Origin of the sequence: Labrenzia sp. THAF35 (genome assembly GCF_009363595.1) — a bacterium.
Classification (GTDB): Bacteria; Pseudomonadota; Alphaproteobacteria; order Rhizobiales; family Stappiaceae; genus Roseibium; species Roseibium algicola.
In genome coordinates this window covers 248,964-269,822 of the sequence record NZ_CP045381.1, presented here as the reverse complement: position 1 = coordinate 269,822, position 20,859 = coordinate 248,964, and the positions used below count along the sequence as shown (strand labels likewise).

The 20,859-nt window shown below is 57.8% G+C and carries 12 protein-coding genes and 1 pseudogene; 7 read left to right on the top strand and 6 right to left on the bottom strand.

The window, feature by feature from the left end:
• The first annotated feature begins 25 nt into the window (after nt 1-25).
• Entirely contained in the window at nt 26-1,342 is a 1,317-nt protein-coding gene (locus FIU93_RS29560; RefSeq protein WP_152507903.1) for an APC family permease, read from the top strand.
• Nucleotides 1,343-1,572: 230 nt separating this feature from the next.
• Here the strand turns inward: FIU93_RS29560 and FIU93_RS29555 are convergent, their stop codons facing one another.
• Complete coding sequence (locus tag FIU93_RS29555; protein ID WP_152507902.1) at nt 1,573-2,169, bottom strand: hypothetical protein; 597 nt, start codon at nt 2,167-2,169, stop codon at nt 1,573-1,575.
• 64 nt (nt 2,170-2,233) lie between these two features.
• On the opposite strand from FIU93_RS29555, the gene FIU93_RS29550 reads away from it, so the two are divergent.
• Both FIU93_RS29550 and FIU93_RS29545 read left to right on the top strand, forming a co-directional pair.
• The gene (locus FIU93_RS29550) at nt 2,234-2,785 is read left to right on the top strand and encodes a Crp/Fnr family transcriptional regulator (RefSeq protein WP_173017461.1); all 552 of its coding nucleotides are present in this window, start codon (nt 2,234-2,236) and stop codon (nt 2,783-2,785) included.
• A gap of 295 nt (nt 2,786-3,080) precedes the next feature.
• Nucleotides 3,081-3,509: a fasciclin domain-containing protein gene (locus tag FIU93_RS29545; protein ID WP_286202476.1), complete on the top strand. Its 429-nt coding sequence runs from the start codon at nt 3,081-3,083 to the stop codon at nt 3,507-3,509.
• A 90-nt stretch (nt 3,510-3,599) separates the two neighbouring features.
• Here the strand turns inward: FIU93_RS29545 and FIU93_RS29540 are convergent, their stop codons facing one another.
• Nucleotides 3,600-6,218 carry a cation-transporting P-type ATPase gene (locus tag FIU93_RS29540; protein WP_286202455.1) on the bottom strand — a complete coding sequence of 873 codons (2,619 nt, stop codon included), beginning with the start codon at nt 6,216-6,218 and terminating at the stop codon, nt 3,600-3,602.
• Nucleotides 6,219-6,564: 346 nt separating this feature from the next.
• Here FIU93_RS29540 and FIU93_RS29535 point away from each other — a divergent pair, with 346 nt between their 5' ends.
• Complete coding sequence (locus FIU93_RS29535; protein WP_152507898.1) at nt 6,565-7,407, top strand: universal stress protein; 843 nt, start codon at nt 6,565-6,567, stop codon at nt 7,405-7,407.
• Nucleotides 7,408-7,556: 149 nt separating this feature from the next.
• Here FIU93_RS29535 and FIU93_RS29530 read toward each other — a convergent pair whose 3' ends face one another.
• Together FIU93_RS29530 and FIU93_RS29525 are read right to left on the bottom strand one after the other, a co-directional pair.
• Nucleotides 7,557-8,342 (bottom strand): DNA/RNA non-specific endonuclease, encoded by a 786-nt coding sequence (locus FIU93_RS29530; RefSeq protein ID WP_152507897.1) that lies wholly within the window; start codon nt 8,340-8,342, stop codon nt 7,557-7,559.
• 315 nt (nt 8,343-8,657) lie between these two features.
• Nucleotides 8,658-15,407: an autotransporter outer membrane beta-barrel domain-containing protein gene (locus tag FIU93_RS29525; protein WP_152507896.1), complete on the bottom strand. Its 6,750-nt coding sequence runs from the start codon at nt 15,405-15,407 to the stop codon at nt 8,658-8,660.
• Nucleotides 15,408-15,878: 471 nt separating this feature from the next.
• On the opposite strand from FIU93_RS29525, the gene FIU93_RS29520 reads away from it, so the two are divergent.
• From FIU93_RS29520 to FIU93_RS29510, 3 genes are all read left to right on the top strand, one after another.
• The gene (locus FIU93_RS29520) at nt 15,879-16,991 is read left to right on the top strand and encodes a histidine kinase (protein ID WP_152507895.1); all 1,113 of its coding nucleotides are present in this window, start codon (nt 15,879-15,881) and stop codon (nt 16,989-16,991) included.
• Complete coding sequence (locus tag FIU93_RS29515) at nt 16,979-17,701, top strand: LytTR family DNA-binding domain-containing protein (RefSeq protein ID WP_152507894.1); 723 nt, start codon at nt 16,979-16,981, stop codon at nt 17,699-17,701. The genes FIU93_RS29520 and FIU93_RS29515 overlap by 13 nt, the downstream gene beginning before the upstream one ends.
• Before the next feature lie 192 nt (nt 17,702-17,893).
• On the top strand, nt 17,894-18,583 hold the full coding sequence (locus FIU93_RS29510; protein WP_173017460.1) for a YiiX/YebB-like N1pC/P60 family cysteine hydrolase: 690 nt from the start codon (nt 17,894-17,896) through the stop codon (nt 18,581-18,583).
• A gap of 419 nt (nt 18,584-19,002) precedes the next feature.
• Here FIU93_RS29510 and FIU93_RS29500 read toward each other — a convergent pair whose 3' ends face one another.
• Together FIU93_RS29500 and FIU93_RS29495 are read right to left on the bottom strand one after the other, a co-directional pair.
• On the bottom strand, nt 19,003-19,317 hold the full coding sequence (locus FIU93_RS29500; protein ID WP_152506522.1) for a hypothetical protein: 315 nt from the start codon (nt 19,315-19,317) through the stop codon (nt 19,003-19,005).
• A 65-nt stretch (nt 19,318-19,382) separates the two neighbouring features.
• Nucleotides 19,383-20,810, bottom strand: a pseudogene (locus FIU93_RS29495) (ISNCY family transposase).
• Between the last annotated feature and the right edge of the window lie 49 nt (nt 20,811-20,859).

The window sequence follows — 20,859 nt, the reverse complement described above, 5'->3', positions numbered from 1 at the left end:
GCAACCTGTTTTGACGGAGATCGGTATGTCATCCGACTACAAGAAAAACAGCCTGACACTCTTCGATGCGATCGCCATGGGGACCGGTGTCATGATCGGTGCGGGCATTCTCGCCCTCACCGGTCAGATTGCCGAACTGGCGGGTCCTCTTTTCCCTTTCGTCTTCATATCCGGCGCCGTCGTTACCGCCTTCAGCGCCTACACATACATCAAGATGTCCAATGCCTATCCGTCTGCGGGTGGCATCGGCATGATCCTGCAGAAAGCCTATGGCCCGACCGCAATAACCGCAGGGGCAGCGCTTCTGATGGCTCTTTCCATGGTCATCAATGAAAGTCTGGTCGCGCGTACCTTCGCAAGCTACCTCCTGCGCGGCCTCGACCTGCCGCCGTCCGGCTGGCTTCTTCCCGCGATCAGCGTCGGTGTCATCCTGTTCGCCTTTCTCATCAATATTTCTGGCAACAGATCGATAGGGCTCTTTTCAACCATCATGGCTGCGTTGAAGGTCGGTGGTATCGCGCTGTTCGGTTTCGCCGCACTTTGGGCTGGCGGATTTTCGTTTGAAGCGACCGGGGAGGGGACAGATCTCGGAGGACTGTCGGGGTTCATTGCCTCGACCGCGCTGGCAATTCTTGCCTTCAAGGGCTTCACGACGATTACCAACAGCGGTGCAGAAATCACGGATCCGCATCACAATGTGGGCAGGGCAATCGTGGCGGCAATCAGCATCTGTATCCTTGTCTACCTGCTGGTGGCCTTCGCGGTTGGTTCAAGTCTGCCGCTGGAGAAAATCATCGAGGCAAAGGACTATGCGCTGGCAGAAGCTGCCAAGCCCACTCTGGGATCCATCGGCTTCTACCTGACGGTAGCCCTGGCACTCGTGGCAACCAGTTCCGGCCTGATCGCCAGCATGTTTGCAGTGTCCCGGATGCTTGCCATGCTGACCAAAATGAAACTGATCCCCCATAGCCACTTCGGCATGCCGGGCGTGATCCGGGATCATACGCTGGTCTACACCGTGTTTGTCGCCGCCTTGCTGGCCGTCTTCTTCGATCTCAGCCAGATCGCATCACTTGGTGCGTTCTTCTATCTCGTCATGGACATCATCATCCATTGGGGAGTGTTCAGGCATTTGCGTTCAGATGTTGATGCCCGAGGCTGGATTCTACTGATCGCAATCGGTCTGGATGCCGTCGTCCTCGCCGCTTTCGCGATGCTGAAGTTGCAGCACGACCCGGCGATAGTCGCCTATGCCGTCGCCGGCATTATCGTTGTGTTCCTGTTCGTGAAGGCATTTCTGCATTTCAACCCGCCGGGCGCCGAGGAAGAGCATTCGCACTAACCGGAAAGCCTCTCATACCAACACCGGCACCCATTTTCAGGATATCGCGCGATGTTTTCATCCATTGTTCTGCTGGGCGGCACCGGCGACGTAGGTCGCCGGGTGGTCAACCTCTTGAACAAAACACGGTTTGCCGGATTTATCTGGTCTCAAGGAAAGGCGGCGTTTTCCTCGATACATCCGCGTCTCCCGCATATGTTTCGGCTCTTGAACCCAAATCACGACCGGGGTCAGTGATGGGGCGATTGGCCGGACGCCAGTGCGAGATGGTGTTCCTGATGATGCGCTCCCAGTGTCAACACGCCGATAAACCCGAGCCCCGAGAGCTTCTGCAGGTCTGAGGGCTTACTGACGTAAACCGACAGAATTGCGCCGCCGGGCACTTCCGCCACTTCATAGCGGAAACCACGGGTTCCGTTCATGGTGGCGGCATGGGCCGTCAACATCCGCCTGATCGAGTTGGTGACATCGCCGTCTCCCGTAACGGTGAACCGGTAACCATCCTCGACCGGCAAGGTTTTTACATCTGCCCGCAAGGTGACGTTGTCCATGTCGGCAAGATGGTTCCGCAGTGCTTCGATATCGACCCTGGACCAGTCTGTTTCAGGATCTGCTTCAAGGATCGCCACGATTTCCTGAATTGCCGCGAAAGCGGACTGCCCCGGTTCACGCGGAACCGCCTTAGCGGATGATGGTTTGGTGCCATGTGCCGCATGCTGCTCGGCAGAATGGTCATGATGCTGGGTTGTCTGGGTCTCGGTCTGGGCCAGGACCGGAGCGCTGCACACGATGATGGCGGCGGTCAGGGCAAGAATGTACCGGCTCATGATTTCTCCTTTGCTTTGCGTCCCATCTTGCCTGAGGAACTAAAATCAGAACATGATAGCTATCATGTCGATGGATATACCCGCCTTCTTTGAAACGTCTGGAACCTTTGAGCGCCGGGTGCCGGCGGGAGCGTATCTGTTCCATCAGAACAGCAAGGTGGAGAACCTGTTTCTAGTGACCGCTGGTGAAATTCAGCTTGTCCGCCACCAGACAGGGGGAGCCGCACTCGTTCTACAACGCGCTTTTCCAGGTGCAGTCGTGGCTGAAGCCTCTGCTTTTGCCGAAACTTATCACTGCGACGCGATCGTCCGATCAGATGCCTGCGTACGTGGGATCTCGAGGCGGCGCTTCCTCGACCTGTTTCGCACTGACCCGAAACTTTCAGAAGCCTGGGCGGCACGGCTTGCCCGCGAGGTGCAGACAACTCGCCTGAGGAGCGAAATTCTGGCCCTCAGAACAGTTACGGAACGTCTGGATGCCTGGCTCGCCTGGCACGGCACATTGCCGCCGAAAGGTGAATGGCACCAGATTGCACGACAGATTGCAGTCAGTCCGGAAGCCCTTTATCGCGAAATCGCGCGACGCCGAAGGGCCAAGGGCCTCTCGTTCGAATGAAATCCCAGTTGGTTCGACGGAAATAGCCCGCTTTTGTGTGAAAAAAGCGCGGATCGCGGGCACCGATGTCGTCACGCCTTGCTCTTTTTGTGATTGCGCAAACCGGCTTCCGGATCACTTTTGGATCATCAAATCGTCCTGAAATTAATGTGTTCAATGACCGCTCTTTTGAGCAGATCCCCTTTCAGGGCGTCCACGTACTGGGGTGGCTGGCGCAAAGCCAGCTCCAGAATGTGACAAGGAGGATCAGATGAAATTCGCCAAGTATCTTGCAATCGGCATCGTTGCTTCCGTGATGTCTCTTCCGGCGAAAGCCGCCGATATTGTCGACACGGCTGTCGGCGCAGGCTCGTTCGGCACGCTCGTTGCCGCCGTTCAGGCCGCAGGCCTTGTTGAAACCCTGAAAGGGGACGGTCCCTTCACCGTTTTTGCGCCCACCGACGAAGCCTTTGCCGCATTGCCGGCCGGTACCGTTGACGACCTTCTGAAGCCCGAAAACAAGGACAAGCTTGTCGCCATCCTGACTTACCATGTGGTTCCAGGCAAAGTTCTCTCGACAGATCTTTCGGATGGAATGATGGCGAAGACCGTGGAAGGCAGTGAAATCACGGTAGACCTCGACAATGGCGTGATGATCAACGACGCCAATGTCGTGACAGCAGATGTGGCAGCCGACAACGGCGTCATTCACGTGATTGACAAGGTAATCATGCCGCCGATGTAATCCGGTCGTGGAACGCAGGGTTTGGAGGTGCACAACCAAGCCCCGGCAAACCCTGCTTCCGAAAGCCAAACAAACTCGAACAGCGAAAACTTACTTCGCACCGCTGTTGCGGGCCGCAAGGCTTATCCAGGCCTGTCCGAGAACCAACGGTAGAAAACTCATCGTGCCAGCGACCAGAAGACCCGTCAGTCCTGGCCATGGCAATGCCAGAAGCGCTGACAGATCCGTATTCAGAAGGGCCATTGCGACAAGTGAGAGGCACAACGAGATAGCGCCCCAGACATAACCATTGCGAAGGACATCGCTTTTCCAGAACGGTCCTGTTGCGGCACGCATGTTGAAGACGTTCCAGAGCTGTGACAGTGCCAGCGTCAGAAAGGTAACCGTGATGGCCCTTTCCGTTTCCAGACCAAGCAGAAACAACGCGATGACAAATGCAGCAAGCGTCGAAAACGTTATCGTGCAACCGATATAACCGATCAACATCCAGCGGGACCCGTCGATGATAGGCTCACCGGGGTCCCGCGGCGGGCGCTGCATTACCCCGTCTTCCCCCTTTCCGAGCCCCAGGGCAAAGGCGGGGAAGACATCGGTCACCAGGTTGAGGAACAGGATCTGAAGTGGCAGGAGCGGGACAGGCAGGCCGACGCCAACTGCAATGCCGACAATCAACACCTCGCTGACGTTGCAGGACATCAGATAAACGACGAACTTGCGGATATTCTCGAAAATGATCCTGCCCTGTCGCATTGCGGCAATGATCGTTGCGAAGTCGTCGTCCTTCAGGACAATGTCGGACGCTTCGCGGGCGACCTGTGTGCCGCGCTTGCCCATGGCAATTCCGATATCCGCTTTCTTGAGCGCCGGAGCGTCGTTGACGCCGTCGCCCGTCATGGCGACCACATGTCCGCCATCCTGAAAGAGTGAAACCAGGTTCAGCTTGGTGTCGGGTGCCACCCTTGCAAAAACATCGGTCGCCATGAGCTGTTCGCGCTGCTCTGCCGTCGCCTGTGCCATGTCGATCCCGTTTAACTCATGGCCGGACAGCACTTTCAGGCTGGATGTTCCGATGCCTGCGTCCTGTGCGATCTTCGCCGCGGTCTCGGCATGGTCACCGGTCATCATCACAACTCTGACACCCGCCTGCTGACTGGCCCTGATCGCTCCCGGAACGTCTGCCCGTATCGGATCAAGAAAGCAGACCAGTGCGACCAGCGTCAGACCTTCATAGGGATCTTCGGAAGGTGTTGCTGCCGTCTTGAAGGCAAGGGCGAGGAGACGCTGGCCGCATCGGGCTGCCTCTTCCTGACGGCCGCGCCACGCGGCACGGTCCGCATCCGTGAAGGCGCGGGTACCTTCGTTTCCTAGAACCTCTGATGCCGCGTTCAGGACGGCTTCCGGAGCGCCCTTGACGGCATAGAAAAAGTGCCCGTCACCATGATGGACCGTCGCCATCATCTTGCGTTGCGGAGTGAAGGCATACTGTTCTGCCGGCTTCATTGTCTGCAGCAGACGAGATCTTGCAAGACCCGCGGCAGATGCAGTGGCCAGCAACGATATCTCCATCGGATCACCGATCCGTACTTCATCCGGACCATCTGAATATTCCGCCGAATTGCACAGCGCACCAATCCTGAGAGCGACAGCAAGGCCCTCCGTGGAAGCTGGTTCGATGTCCCGGCCTTCTGAACAAAAGCGAATGCCGTTGCCTTCATGCAGAATGTCGATATACGCGCTGTCGAGAAGATAACGGACGGCCGTCATCCGGTTTTCCGTCAAGGTTCCGGTCTTGTCGGTCAGGATCAGTGTCGTCGCCCCCAGCGTCTCTACAGCCGAAAGTTCGGTGACGAGCGCGTTGCGGGCCGCCATGCGCCACATGCCTCTGGCCAGGCACAACGTCGCCACGATTGGCAGACCTTCCGGAATGGCGGCAACCGCAAGCGCAATTCCGGTTTTAAGCATCTCTGACAGAGGATGCCCCCAGAGAATGCCAGCCATGATCGTGAGCCCGGCAAGCACCAGCGTCAGCCAGACCAGTTTCTGCCCCAGCCTGTCCAGTCTGCTTTCGAGGGGAGAGATTTCGGCGTCGGCCTGCTGCGCAAGGGCGCTGATCCGGCCAAGTTCCGTCGACATGCCGGTGGCAACAACGATGCCTTCGCCAAGCCCCTGGGTGACCGCCGTTCCGCTGAAAGCCATGTTGAAGCGTTCGGCAAGCACCGTCTCTTCGGCCATCCTGGAAGTCTGCTTTTCAACCGGGACGCTTTCCCCGGTCAGCAGGGACTCATCGCAATGAAGATCGGAAGCAGCCGTGAGGCGAAGGTCAGCCGTGACGACGTCTCCTGCCTCAAGGATTACGATGTCTCCAGGGACCAGCGCCGTTGCCTCGATCTCAAGCACCTTGCCGTCTCGGCGCACACGGGAGTGCGTCGTGGTGATCCGCAACAGGGCTTCCATCGACCGGGCCGCGCGCAACTCGGTGAAGAACCCGATGGCACCGTTCAGAACCAGGACGATGGATATCGCGATCGCGTCGGCGAAGTCGCCCAGAAGCAGAGACATGAAAACGGCGGCTGCAAGAAGCCAGACGATGATGCTCGCAAATTGATGGGCAAGGATTGCGAATGCGCTCTTGGTTTTCAGCTCGCGAAACCTGTTGGTGCCGTAACGCCGTCGACGCCTGACAACTTCATCCTCCCCGAGCCCAGCCATGGGGTGAACCGAAAGCTCCTGAGCAACCACTTCAGGGTCGATTGCGAAGGGAGGGTCGATGCTGGTTTGGTGCAAACGGTTCAGGGCTGATGGATCCGTCGAGGCAGCGGCTACTTGGCCGTTCAGGATAAGATGAGAATGCTGAATACACTTGTATCACGGACGAATTCTCGCGGGTGGAACGCGGTACGCCAAGTCGGGACCAATGCTTATTCCACCCGGAAAACCCTACTGACTGGCTAAGTAGTCACCACCAGTTTGCCTCTCAATCATTTTCCCGGACAATGCAGATGAAGCTCTGTACGGCGCGCGCCCAAGCAGGCGAACAGGGGAGGGAGCCGGTACGATGACCTACAAGACGATACTCGCAATCACGGAACTTAGTGTCTCCACGGAAACCGTCGGCACGGCTGTCACGGTAGCGAGGGCTTTTGATGCTCATCTCACGGTGTTACCGATCGGTGAAGTCCCGCAGCTGCCGTTCTACGGATCTGGCGGGCACGGATACATCGAAATCTGGGCGAAGGAATTCGACGAGCGAAAGATCGAGCTGACATCCCTTGCATCCCGAATAGAAGCACAGCTTGCAAGTGAAGGTATCTCGTTCGACGTCCGGCCAAGCCTGTCTTCTACCGCTCGCCAAGACAATCTTGTTGCCCGCCATGCCATCTATTGTGATCTGGCTGTTGTCCTGCGCTCCCTGGAGCAAGAGCTCAATTCCGTCGAAAAGAATGCGATCGATGGTGCGCTGTTCGATTCCGGCCGGCCCGTGCTTTATGTTCCCAATTCCTTCAAGGCCGACCACATTGGCACAAAAGTGGCCATCGCCTGGAATTCACGGCGGGAAGCCGCCCGTGCCGTTTCCGAGTCGCTGCCGTTTCTGAAGTCAGCCGAGGACATCACGCTGCTGCTGGTTGACCCGGTCGTCGGCGACAATGATCACGGGGAAGACCCTGGCAGCGATATCGCAACGGTCCTTGCCCGCCACGGTCTCGGCATTTCCGTTCAAAGTGTGGCGTCGGCCGACAGGCCCGTGTCCGAAGCCTTGCTGGACAGTGTACGCGAACTGGGAGCCGACCTTCTGGTAATGGGTGCCTACGGACATTCACGCCTGCGGGAGAACATTCTGGGAGGCACAACACGGGAAATGCTGGAGCAAACCGTCATCCCCCTGTTGCTGTCGCGCTGACCGACGCAGCTTCTGGCCCCTGGATTTGTCAGGGGCCAGAGGCCCGCGAAAGGCTCAATGCTGACCTTTACCGCGCACGCCGTTACGTTCGCCACGAATACACCGTTGGATTTTCGGCTTGTTCGTCGCTGAGTTCTGCACTCTGCTCCTTAGCTCTGATCCATGTATTCATCCTCGTCATCAATGTGACGATTGGCAAAATCGAACCAGTTCATGCCGTTTTGCCGCTGGGTCATTACCGGTTGTGCGCCGGGGAAGCTGGGGCTGGGCGTTATGGGGGGAGGCATGCCGATCGGATCTACCTCGTCCATTTTCGAATCCAGCGGGTCCGCAATGCGCCAGAACATTTGGTCATCGACGGAGCTGTGGGTGTTGTCGATCTGGTAGCGTTTGAGCAGCGAGTTCGTGTCGTTCAAGGTCAGGTCTACCTGGAATCCCGAGGGGCAAAGCCCGCGGGTGTGCGACAGAGAACCATTGTAATAAAGATGCACGGTCATCTTCACCAGATTGTCGTGCGCTTCTTGCTGCTGCGCGATCTCATGAACCTCGACTTCCATTCGCCGCCATTCGCCGTTCCGTTGGAATTGCGACCATTGCGGACAGATATTGGCCGGGACATCGGGGCCACCCAACTCCAGAGCAATGATGTGTCCCTTGTCCATGTCGACCTTGCCGCTATTGCGTGGGCTGATCAGTTTGGCCTTCTTGGGAATGCGCTTGGTCGCGCCAATCCGAAAGCCTGAAAACGGTTCCGGCGCCGACTTACGGCCCGACGTGGTGTCAAGAGGATAGACATATCCATAGACCGAAGTCTGCCGCTCGTATTGATGATGGGTTCCAGGGCAAATGATTTCAGTCAATACAGTCACCGCACCGTATTCGTCGGGACGTTTTTCTTTTCGATCGTACAAAGTGTTGAAGGTGTAGACAGGCATCCGGCAGGCCCTTTGATAGCTGATCAAGTCATTGGTTGTGAAAATATGTCAATAAACGCGAATGTTGCAGACGGAGAAGATCCGTTCAAGTAACGGATGCAGTTTGATCGTTTTTAGACGGCTTGAACATCCCGTCTGCATTCTTATGAACGCAGGTTGCTCGGGGCCGGGAGACCGACGGCGGAAAGGTCCAGCCCCCGCCATCACGAACGGCCCCTGGACCTTTCCGCCGCCGCTCACTCACGGTCCGTTTCGTTGTTCGTGCTGGGCCCCGTGACGGTGTCATCCTGATCCGGGACGGGGACCTCTAAGAGCCTAAAACCTGAAGGAAAACTTGAGCGCGCCACTGTGGCTTGAATAGTCGTTGCCGAACGCACCTTCGTATTCCGCGGTCAGATCGAAACCGGAGGTGTGGGTAAATTGTGCGCCGGTTGCCACTCGGCCAACGACATCAGCAAGTGCAAGAGAGCCTTCGAAAGTACCGGAACCCACAGGCGCTTCAATGAGTGCGGCCGAGGTGGTCCAGTTGTCCTCGGAGGAAAAGCTTACGCCCCCCCGCACAAAGCCGCGGGCGACCCAGCCCTCCTGGAGCGCAAGACGTGCACCCAGTTCCAGTGCCGGTGTCGCCACGAACGTAGTCTGGCTCTCACTGTCGACCCGGAGGTTATAGATTCCCGCCCCGCGTTCGTCATAGCCGCTGGTGTAGGTGTTGATCACGTCGAGGTCCACGAAGGGACGCACATAACCCGTTTCATTGCCGAAGGTGTAGGCGGCCCGGATGCGGCCAGCCACAGTTGTCACATCCATATCGCCGTTTGCTGTTCCACTGAAGCTGGGTAGGTCGATCAGGCGAGTTGTGTTGAAGCTGCCATAGCCAGCCGACACCGCGCCCGCCAGCAACCATCCTTCCCATTGCCGTTTCAATGCCGCTGCGACGAAGCCGGTGTCGCCTTCCACGTTGGAAAAGCCGTCATTGCTGTCATACGAGGCGTTCTCGTAGCCTGCGGCAAAACCAACGAACCAATCAGGGCGCACCTCGAATTGAGCTCCGGCGGCCAGACCGTAGACGTTGCCATCATAGCCAGGGCTGCCGCCTTGTGTAACCGCTGCGGCGCCGACTTTGCTCCAGATACAGGCTTCTTCCTCAAGGATTGCCGTGTCCCCGGCAAACACCGGGCAGCTCAATACTTTACCGAGGCGACCCGAGGCCAGTTGAGCCTGTGCTGCGGCTGCTGCCTGCGAGCCTCCAGGTGCAAGAGCGGACAGAGCTTTTGCAAAAGACTGACCGCTGGTATCGCTCTTCGACAAGCGATCCAAATCTGCGAGCAACCCTCCATAAGGACCACTCCCGGCGTCGAAGATCGCATCCAGGTGAGCCCCCATGTTTCGTTGATTTCGGTTGAACACGCTGAACGCACTTTCAAATCGGGTATCCGCCACAGATACCTTCACGGAGCCGCCTTCAGTGCGGAGACTGTAGTCGACGGCGGCGGTGTCGGCGGCTTCCAGCGACCCGTTGAGAGCGCCAACGACATTCACGACTTCGAGCTCAACATTAGGCGCAAGTGTGCCGGCATCCACCGACAGTTGTCCAGAAAACGACGCGTTTCCTTCAATCGAAAATAGATCACTCCGCGCGCCAGAAAAATCGACACCAACCTGCAAGATCCCGCTCTCGTTTTGTGTGAAATCGCCCGAGAGCCGTGTGGTGCCTTTATTACCCCGATCGCCGATTTCCACCGTCCCGGAGTTGGTCAATGTACCGGTATAGGCAGTAGCGCCCCGAAGCGTGCCACCGGTGTTGTTCTGGATCAGACCCGCCACCGGGTCGCCATCCGCGTGGAGTCTGATGGATCCGTCGATGACACCGCTGTTGTCCACCAGCAGGGTACTCTCTCCAGAGACGCCTTCGTCATCAAGTGTTTCATGTCGAATTGCGTCGCCTCCGGTGCCGGCAAGAACAAGCGCACCTTCGGTCACCTCAACCGTGTTGTCCGTCGTACCCCCCGATGTGAGGACCGCCGTGCCGTTCGATCCGGTTCCCCCCGTTACGGTTCCGTTTGTCTGAACACTGATGGCCTGCGTGTTCGCATAACCTGCGCTTTGGGCGTAAATGCCGATCGAGCCTTCACCGCCCGCCGATATGGTACCGGACTGGACAACTGTAACGGCTCCGCCGCTGCCGGTGCCGTCGCCACCCGCAGGCGAAGTCGCGCTACTGCCAGCGTAAACACCGTTGCTGTCTCCGGCGAGACCGCCACCGCCACCGATGGACTGCGCCAGAATTCCGAAGGCGCCGTCGCCGGATGTGGTGATGTCCGCATCGACGTCCACATAGATAGTGCCACCGGTACCATCGCCGTCTCTTACTCCGATTGAGCCGTTGTTGAACGCCCCGCTGATATCACCCATCAAGCCGCCACCACCGCCAATCGACTGTGCGATGATGGCATGCGCTCCGCGCCCTGTGGTGGTAACTGTGGATCCTGAGTCCAGGGTCACCGACACCTCCGCGCCATTGCCGGTCGTGCCATCAGTGCCGTTGAGAGCCAGGCTACTGATACTGCCGCCGTCAGCACTGCCCGATACGCCACCACCACCGCCAATGGATTGAGCCAGGATGCCGTAGGCGCGGTCGCCAATAGTTGAAATGGTTACGCCGGTGTCGATAGTGACCGTGCCGCCATTGCCGCTGCCTCCGCCGTCGCCACCCAAGGACAGCCTCAGACTGTGGCTATCGTCGTTGTTTGACGCTTCGCTGCTGCCGGCGCCACCGGTGCCGCCGCCACCGCCAATGGATTGGGCGATAAGAGCAAACGCATCATCGCCCTGCGTGCTGGCCGACAGCCAATCGCCACTTACAGAAACCGCGCCGCCGTTGCCGGACGCACCTCCGCTACCACCGATACCGCCACCGACGGCAATCTGGGCATCGGCAGAATCGGAACCGTCCGCGCCGTGGCCACCCCCGCCGCCAATGCTTTGGAGGAGCATGGCGTGTGCGCCATAGCCCATTGTCGCGACCGAAGCAGCCGTGTCTGTGAGGTTTACCGAAACTTCACCGCCGTTGCCGCCCGTGCCGCCTGTGCCGCCCACAGCGAGATCGAGAGAGGCGGTGGCATGGCTGCCGGCGGCGACGGCGGTCCCGGCCGTGCCGCCACCGCCGCCTATGGATTGCATTACGATACCATCGGCCCAGTCGCCCTTGGTGGTTACGTTGCCACCGAAGGAAAGGACGGCGCCGCCGCCATTCCCGCCTGTGCCGCCTGTGCCGCCGACGGAAGCCGTGAGCGTGTAGCTTGTGTCTTCGTCGCCGCCCTGGAATCCGCCTTCGTCCCCGTCACCATCATCGCCGGCGTCGCTACCGGCCGAGCCACCAATGCCACCAGAACCGCCGATGGATTGAATAACGATACCGTCCGAATCGCCTCCAGTTGTAGAAACCCAACCCAGGGCGGTAACTTCGGCAGTTCCTGCGGTCGTGCTGCTGCCTCCGGTGCTCCCCACGTTGACGGTAACGGAGGCTGAAAGATCCGACGAGTCGTCGTCGTCGTCACCGCCGGTCTCCCCGGAGGCCGACAGACCGATGTTCCCCCCCTGGCTGGTGCCGCCACCGCCAGTGATCGCCTGCGCCACCACCCCATGAGAGTTTGCGCCGTTGGTAAATACGGTAGACCCTGTGTCAAGATCGATGGTGACGTTATCGTTGGAACCTGACGTTCCACCTGTGCCGCCAAGACCGATATTCACCGTGGCATTGAAGCCGCCACCGATTTTGTTGCTGCTGGAACTGCCGACACCGCCGTTGCCGCCGCCGCCACTAATGGTTTGCGCAACAATTGCGTTGGCGTGGTCTCCATAGGTCTGGACTCGTGAGTCAGTATCGATGCCGACGATAACCACATCGGAATTCCCGCCGGACCCGCCGGTGCCACCGATACTGGTAGATACATCGACCGAAATCGTATCGGCATCGCCAATGGTGTCTGCCAGGGAGGACGAGCCGCCGCCATCGCCGCCGCCGCCGCCGATGGACTGTGCCAGGATACCGAACGCACCGTCGCCGCCTGTCGTAATTTCCGAGCCTTGATCGAGACCGACGCTGACATAGTCGCCGTTGCCACCGACGCCACCAGACCCACCAACTGCGGTGGAAATCGTAACGGCAAAGGAAACATCTTCACCGGTCGGAGCTGCCAGGGTAATGGCATCCGCCGTCGCTGTGCCACCGGTACCGCCACCGCCGCCAATGGATTGGGCAATCACGCCGTGAGAGTCTGTCGCGGACGGATTGGCGGCCGTACCATCAGACCCTTGATAGATACCTGTCGCGATAACGGCACTCTCGTCCAGCAGGACACCGGAAGTCCCACCGTTACCACCGGCTCCACCGCTGCCGCCGACGGCAGTCTCGATGCTGATCCCGACGCTGCCATCATATCCCGATGCTGATCCCCCGGTACCGCCACCACCACCAATCGACTGGTTGACAACGGCCGCCGCATTGGCTCCGAGTGTTTTTACAAGTGTGCGATTTAGTTCGGTTGTCGCGCTGTCACCGGACCCACCGACGCCTGAGCTGCCGCCGACTTGCACCGGAAGAAGTGACAAGACGTTCACTGCAAGTGCATTGCCTCCATTGCCGCCGCCGCCGCCAATAGACTGATTAAGCAAACCTGTGGCGTTATTACCTTGCGTTTCGACACTAAAATGATTGAAAGAAAGCAGGGTTTCGCCGCCGTTGCCGCCGGCACTTCCCGAAGCGCCCACCTGTATATTGCTAACCGTTGCGATGTCGACGCCTGTTGCCGAGCCACCGTTGCCGCCGCCACCGCCGATGGATTGAGCCATGGCGCCTACCGCAAAGTCTCCAGTTGTCAGGACACTCGCCAAACTCGCCGCAGGTACTGCCTTCGATCCATCATCGCTTGGCGCATTCGAGCAACCCGAATCCGTGTCGTAGAAATTGGTGATGCATGCGGACCCACCGTTGCCGCCGACGCTGCCTGAGCCACCAACACCGCCCCGGCCGAGGTTTCCGACCGAGAGGTCCAACACGTTCCCGCCGTTGCCCCCGCCGCCGCCAATTGATTGCGCCGTGATGCCATGCGAGAACTCGCCTGCAGTGCTTACCGCACCGCCGACATGATAAACTTCAACTTCGCCTCCATTGCCGCCTGCGGACCCTGTACCGCCGACCACAAAAATTCCCGCGGTGCCAGCCGCCGATCCGCCGCCGCCGCCGATGGACTGCGCTGCGATCCCGATCGACGCATCCCCGCTGGTGCTCACATCGTTATTGTTGGTGGCATAAGCACGCGCACCGCTGGATCCGGCTCCCGCCTGACCGCCAATCGACAAGACGCCACCGTCCACGCCCGCCACACCGCCGCCACCGCTCAGCGACTGAACGACGATGCCGATGGAACCGTAGCCTTCGGTCACGATGACGCCCGTGTTATTGACGATTGCCTTCCCGGCTGTACCGCCGCCGCCGCCGTCTCCGCCCAGACCCAGTATCGGTCCGGCTCCAATTCCCCCAGTACCACCGGATCCGCCAATGGACTGAACGATAAGTCCGGCCGCATAGTCACCGCTCGTGGTGACTGCGGTGCCGGAGGTGATCTCCGCCTGTCCGGCGTCACCGCCATTGCCGCCGTTGCCGCCGGAACCTGCCAGCACACCCGTAAAATTATCTCCTGTGCCACCGCCGCCGCCTACGGAATGCAGCGTGATACCAGCTGCATAGTCTCCAGTCGTGGTCACTGCCCCCGAAGTGCTATAAAAGCCGACGTCACCGCCGTTGCCCCCAAGACCGCCGGTCCCGGCATTGCCTCCACCGAGTGCGCCAATGGACTGGCCCACAATGCCGTAGGCCTCGCGGCCCGAAGTGGTCACCGTGCCGCTGAGATACAGCTGAATGATGTTGCCTGCACCACCACGCCCGCCTGAGGAGGCCGAATTGCCATTGCCGTCGCCGCCTGCGCCGCCCTCGGAACGGGCGACCACTCCCGCAAGCCCGTCGCCGTCGGTCACGATCGTGCCGGAGGTATTGACCGTGACGGACCCACCCGAGCCGCCCTCACCGCCCGTGGACGTGTCGGACGACACACCCCCGGCTCCTCCGACAGACCTGGCAAGAACTGCCGCTGACTCACCCTCAATCGGATTTGCTGTGGCCGAGGTATCCACGCGGACTGAACCATCGTTGATGATGTTGACTACCCCGCCGGACGCTCCCGCACCGCCATCGTCGCTATTGTCATTCGACTCCGTTCCACTACCGCCCTCGCTGCGGACATAAAGGCCAGCAACGCCACTGGAACCGGTTGCACGCTCGCTATAAAAAACGTTAACTGTACCTTCGTTGGTTATGGTGACGGAGCCGCCTTGACCACCAGGACCGTTGTCGTCACCACCGGTCCCTCCCTGGCTCACCGCTTCAATGGCACGGCCCACATTTTCACCGGACACGGGTGCGCCATCGCTGCCGAACGAGATGGTCCCGCTCGCCGAATTCGTCACCGAGACGGTATTCCCGTCACCAGCCTGACCGCCATACTGATCACCGATCACCAGGCTTGAGTTTTGGTCGCCGCCGGCGCCACCGTTGCTATGCGCGCGTATGCCCCGAAGTTCTGCGTTGACGTCCTGCGTTGCGGATGGGTCGATTATGATGCTGGCATTGTTGGTGATGGTCACGGTGCCGCCGTTTGCACCCGAACCTCCGGTACCATTGTCGTCCGGCGTCGCGCCGCTTCCACCGTTGCTGAGGATCTCGATAGGTGCGATTTCAGTGACCGTGTCTGACTGAGATGCGGTGCCTGTTGCTGTGATGTTGCCATTGTTGATGACCGTGAGTGCCGGCCCGGCAACGCCGTTTACTCCATTATCGGTAGTTCCGTTCAAGCCGAAGAAATGAAGATACAGCTCATTGCTGTTCTCCTCATAACTCGCGGCGTCAGTGTTCTGCGAGAGCGTCGCATTGTTTTCGAGTGTCATCGAGACGCCGGACACAAAACCGTACTGGACGATCGAGACACCGCTTGTGGTGCCTGAGTCCAAGGTGCAGTTCACCGGACCGTTGTTGGGTACGGGATTTGTACAATCATTGGCGTGGCCTGGGAGTGCATAAATGAGAGCGAGCACAGATGTTGAAACCAACATTCCTTGCTTGGCTGCATGGGCGCGAACGTTGCTCTTGTTCTTGTCGTTATCGTCAAAACGGCGAGCGGACAGCATGCGGCACATCATTTAAGGGAACTCCGGAAACAAAATTCAGTCGCATAGGCGTGGGTCGGTTATGCGAAGCCTCAATGCGCAATCCATTTCATTTCGGTCGAACACACTGCAAGTTTGGATCGATGAATTGACAAAAACACTCGACGAAACAGCATTTTCAGCATTGCTTGAAGGTACCGTGAGCGCCCTTTGTGTTGACTGCCGCGCAATTACCTCGCATGCTCGCCCGGCGCGTGCGCAGTACGTAGAACTGCGGATCCTCTTTTTCGACCCCACGTGAGAACAAACCGACCGATGCGCGGTGCTCAATTGAAGAACGATCCCTGGGACAATTCGCTGGCGCCTGCAGACGAATATGAATTCGACAACCCTGGAACGGCGCTACTGGAAGTTGGCTTTCCTCTCCTGAAAGCACATACGACCGCGTGGCTCTTCCTCGCTTCGATTGGTTTTCTCGCCCGCGTCGTGCTTTACAACGATACGCTTCTCGCCGCGCAGATGACGCTGACGTTGGACTCTCTCGGTTTCTTGATGACCGCTGGTTTCCATATGACCGCTGTCCGCCTTGGGGTCGTCAGGATAAGCCCTCGTTTCGCGTTCTTTGGCTTTACGTTCTGCATCGTTGCGGCTGGCATTCAGATGCTGATCGGCGGAGGGATCCTCGCCTCTTTCGAAAAGACTTTGCCTTGGCGCGATGGCGGCGTTGCCGCGATCCCTGGCGCCTATTATTTCGCAATTTTTGTTTGTTGGTTTTCGCTCTACGCCTGGATGATTTCCTGGAGCAAGGCGCGCGCTGCTGAAACCCGCCGCATCCTCGCGGAAACCAATGCAACACGTGCCGAGTTGCATCGTTTGCGTACTCAGCTTGACCCGCATTTTCTTTACAACACGCTGAACACGATTGCGGCGGAGATCCACTATAATCCAGACGGCGCGCTTGAAATGATCCGCAACACCGCGGCTTTCCTGCGCCATAATCTGGAGGAACATCAGCGCCCGGTCTGTTCTCTCGCCGAAGAGATCGATAGTTTGCGCACCTATCTCAGGATCCAGGAAGGCCGGTTCGAAGTGCCATTTCTGATGGGCCTCGATGTCACTCCTTTTGCGGCACAACACCTGTTGCCCCGATGGACCCTCCAGCTACTGGTTGAGAACGCCTTCAAGCACGGCTACACGTCGGACCTGAACCTCCGAGTTTCGGCACACAAGGACGATAAGGGTCTGCTCCTGCAGGTTCGAAACGCAGGTCAACTGATCCCGGGCAAGACCGATACGGGCATTGGCCTCTCAAATTTACAGCGCCGCCTCGACCTGCATTTCCCGAACCGTCACCGATTTCAGTTGCGTCATGATGGAGACGAAGTTGTTGCAGAGCTCACGCTCTCGGGTGAACCATGCTTCGCGTAATTGTCGTTGATGATGAACCGCCGGCGCGGCGTCTTCTGAGCCGCATGTGCAATGCCCATGATGCAGTGGAAGTGGTCGGCACGGGCGCTTCGATGGCGGAAGCCAAAACACTGCTGGAAACGCACGCTCCTGATGCAGCCTTCCTCGACATAAACCTCGGGATGGGTAAACCAGACGGTTTTGCGATTCTGCGTGCGGATGAAAATCCGTACGATTTTGTTTTCGTCACAGCGCATGCAGATCATGCAGTACGTGCATTTGACCATGGAGCGGCGGACTATTTGCTGAAACCGGTCGAGCCCGAGCGCCTTGAGCGGGCCATCGATCGCCTTATCGTACGGCAAAGGGAGCGGCGTGCGGTCTCCCCAGGTGCCAGTGACGACCGCATAGCAATCCGTGTCGATGGTGCGACGCAGTTCTTGTTGCTCAATGAAATTGCGATGCTGCAAGCGGAAGGTGATTACACACGGGTTCATCTGACGCGTGGCCGGGAGATCCTTGTGAGCCGTCGATTGGGTCAGTTTGAAGTCGAGATCGAACACCGCGAACTGGTGCGCATCTCCCGTTCGATTATCATAAACAGCAGCACCATTGAGGCCATCAAACACGACGCTGGTGGCAAACAGGCAGTCACATTACGCGGTCAAACCGAACCCGTGATCATCGGTAGAACCGCCGCCCGACGCCTGCGCGCCTGGTCCAAAGGTTAGTAAATTCAGGCGTTGGCGTCCGGTGCCCCTGCGTCCTCCGATTTTGTACGCGTTGCCTTGCGCGCTGGTTAGGTTGTCAAGCCCGTTGCAGATGAACTAAATGTTGGTTGTATGTGCAAACATTTCTACTCTAAGGGCACAGCCAAGTTTCAAGGACATTGCCCCATACGTGGCATTCAATCGGGGATTTGTATGAGGCCAAAGGTACTGAACCAAATATTTTGGGCTTCGGTTTTCTTGTCTTTTTCGTGTGCCAACACAGCGTTTGCGGATCAGCTGCTCGGTAATTGGCAACGAGGAGACCTGATTTTTCAGGAGACGCGCAACTTTGAAGCGGAAATGCTTAAAGCTGCCACTGGTAGCAGATTGACCCATGTTGGAATCCTGCGTGCTTCTGGTGGCGGCCCCATTGTCGTCGAAGCAACGTCGGACGGCGATGTTTACGAAACAGAGTTAGATGTATTCTTGCAACGCGGAGTTGGACATGACTACGAAATATACCGGATCAAGAATTTAACCCCACCCAAAGATTGGTATCACCCGATCGTACTTGCTGCGACAGATTATTTTAACTGGGAGTATGACCTCTATTACAGAAAAGGTGAATCAGAAATCTATAGTAGCGAATTAGTATACCTGAGCGCAAAGAAGATCGGCATTGAACTCGGCGGCTATGAGCGCTTAGGCGACCTGAATGTTGAGAACGAGGCCGCCCGGTCTTTCTTTCTTAATCACTGGAAGGAACATCCTGATTGCAAGGAACTTGGATCAAGTCGTGAGGATTGTTGGTCTCTAATTAAAGACCAGCTCGTCATCACACCTGCCAGCCTAGCACGCAGTCAACAGCTGGAGCTTGTTGTCTCAACTTTTGCTAAGAACTGAAAAGATTACTGACTGACGCGAAAGACTTGTCAGCATTCTATTCCTTGGCGGAAAATTTCGGCTGGCGTTTTATATCCGAAGCATTTCCTTGGAGTGTTGTTCAACCGATCGATCAGGGGTCGTATCGGTTCCTCAGGAACTGACAAAACATCGCTCCCGAAAAGCAGGCAGCTTAGCGCCTTTGTTGCAGTTCGGGATAGAATGTGCCCCGCTTACAAGCGGTGTCAAAGCCGAATAGGGACGCGACAGGTTCAGCCCGATAGAAATGCGACAGTCAGACTTTGAAGGTTGGTGAAGCGGTCAGCCCCCGATCCGACCGGCTGGGCCGGGTTGTAAGGGAGGTGAGGGGGCGGGTGGTCGCAACGTTAAGACGGTAGCCCGTATAAGGTCCTGCTATCCTTTGAGGCTAGGTGAGTGCTTTAGCGTTGTATTATTCGAATGTAGATTACTGGCTGTTTGTCGCGAACGAGAGCGATACCTTCATGTCCATGAAGCGGGCCAATTACACGGCTTCGACACAGCCATAAACTGTCGCCATCACGCAGTTCTTCATAAATCGGAGCAAGTCCCCTCATAAGCGTTGTCAAATCACGAATAGGCTCCACAAGATGTTGCGGCAGCGCTCCAAAATGTCGCATTAGCCAATTCGAAAATTGTTGCAGCGTAACTTCTTTGACTAACTCAATATCTGGAGGATCACGTTTTACTGCACTTGGTGAAAACATATCAATCATAGCACCGAGCCTCACTGCTATCGGTATAGAAGACACGCAATAAAAATCTACTTTTAAACGAACGATCAATCACATGCAGCGATTCTCGCCAATGCCTTCTGCCTCTTAGCATTGACCTCGGGATCATTCGTGAAATCCGTCCGTCGACCAGGTTTGCGACCGCGCTTCTGGTAGCCGTTGCTCACGCTGCCATCCGGGATGCCGAACATATGATCCTTTTGCCCTTGGCGGCTCGGACCATGCTGCCTCCGCCGTTGTTGCTCGCGCCCGTCCTGCATCTCAGCCACAATCGAAAGAATATCGTCCAGACGTTTGTTCTCGACCACTGGGCTTCTATGAACTGAGCGCAATGTATCAAAGGCTCGATAGGGAAGAATTGTGCCTTCATGCATGATCTCCAGCCGGCCATCGGGATAGTCGCAGACGATCACCTTCTGGCGGGGCAGGGTCTTGGCGTAGTCCGTCGGATCCAGAATGAAAATCACCTTCTCATAGCGTAGCGTCAGAGCCTGTGAGACCGTGCGGACTTCTTTCCGGCACATGGCGCCATCCAGGTTCTCATGAGCGGCCAAGGGACGATGCATATCCTTCGGATTGCGCGGTTCCTTGCCAAAACGGGCGTTGAAATCCGAGATGAACTCCGGTGCGAAGGCGTTGGCCTCTTCAAGCGTGTTGATACTGCGCAAACGCAGTTCCTTCACCAGCCGGTCCTGAAGAGTTCGGTTGGCGCATTCAACGCGTCCTTTGGCCTGTGGGGTGTTGGCGCAGATGATATCGATGTTGAGTTCGTAAAGAGCGCGGCCGAACTGCGTCAGCCCGCTGGTCCGGTCCGTCTCGGAGGCATGGGTGGTTCGAAAAACCCCGTGCTTGTCGCTGTAGAATGCAAGCGGCTTTCCCCAATGCTCCAGATACGCCTTGGTTGCCTGGAGGTAGTCGAAGGTGTTCTCGGAGAGCGCAAACCGCAGATGAAGCAGCTTGCCGGTCGCGTCGTCGATATAAACGAGCAAGGCACATTTGGGGCCGCGGTTCTCGAACCACCAGTGATGCGAACCATCAATCTGGATCAGCTCGCCGAGGCAATCGCGTCGGCCGCGCGGTCGAAAGATCCGCTGCTTGCGTTCGCGCCGCGATGTCCAAAGACCGGCTTCGGTCATCCACTGCCGCAAAGTCTCTTTGCCGACAGCAATCTGATGAAGCTAGAGCAGCTTTTCACGGGCCAGAGTCGGACCGAAGTCGTGATAACGCTCGCGTACCAGGTCGAGGACAGCATTGCGAAACTCGTCACCGTGACGCCGGTTGCTGGGTCGGCCACGCTTGCCGGAAACAAGACCAGCGGCGCCGTCACGGTCGTAAGCCTGCAAGAGACGATGGACCTGGCTCCGGCTGAGGCTCAGAAGCCTGGCAGCATCAACGACACTCAATCTTCGATCGCGGATCTTCTGGATGGCTTCCAGCCGGTTCAATTCTTTCTGCGACATGGTGATCAAAGACATTGCGGCTCCGTCAGCGCTCAGGCGTGTCGAAGCCAGTCTTCCTTCCAAC

Bases quoted from the DNA above. Each gene is read 5' to 3' on its own strand.
- FIU93_RS29560 (WP_152507903.1), top strand. From the start codon at position 26: ATGTCATCCGACTACAAGAAAAACAGCCTGACACTCTTCGATGCGATC.
- FIU93_RS29555 (WP_152507902.1), bottom strand. From the start codon at position 2,169: ATGAGCCGGTACATTCTTGCCCTGACCGCCGCCATCATCGTGTGCAGC.
- FIU93_RS29550 (WP_173017461.1), top strand. From the start codon at position 2,234: ATGTCGATGGATATACCCGCCTTCTTTGAAACGTCTGGAACCTTTGAG.
- FIU93_RS29545 (WP_286202476.1), top strand. From the start codon at position 3,081: ATGTCTCTTCCGGCGAAAGCCGCCGATATTGTCGACACGGCTGTCGGC.
- FIU93_RS29540 (WP_286202455.1), bottom strand. From the start codon at position 6,218: ATGGCTGGGCTCGGGGAGGATGAAGTTGTCAGGCGTCGACGGCGTTAC.
- FIU93_RS29535 (WP_152507898.1), top strand. From the start codon at position 6,565: ATGACCTACAAGACGATACTCGCAATCACGGAACTTAGTGTCTCCACG.
- FIU93_RS29530 (WP_152507897.1), bottom strand. From the start codon at position 8,342: ATGCCTGTCTACACCTTCAACACTTTGTACGATCGAAAAGAAAAACGT.
- FIU93_RS29520 (WP_152507895.1), top strand. From the start codon at position 15,879: ATGCGCGGTGCTCAATTGAAGAACGATCCCTGGGACAATTCGCTGGCG.
- FIU93_RS29515 (WP_152507894.1), top strand. From the start codon at position 16,979: ATGCTTCGCGTAATTGTCGTTGATGATGAACCGCCGGCGCGGCGTCTT.
- FIU93_RS29510 (WP_173017460.1), top strand. From the start codon at position 17,894: ATGAGGCCAAAGGTACTGAACCAAATATTTTGGGCTTCGGTTTTCTTG.
- FIU93_RS29500 (WP_152506522.1), bottom strand. From the start codon at position 19,317: ATGATTGATATGTTTTCACCAAGTGCAGTAAAACGTGATCCTCCAGAT.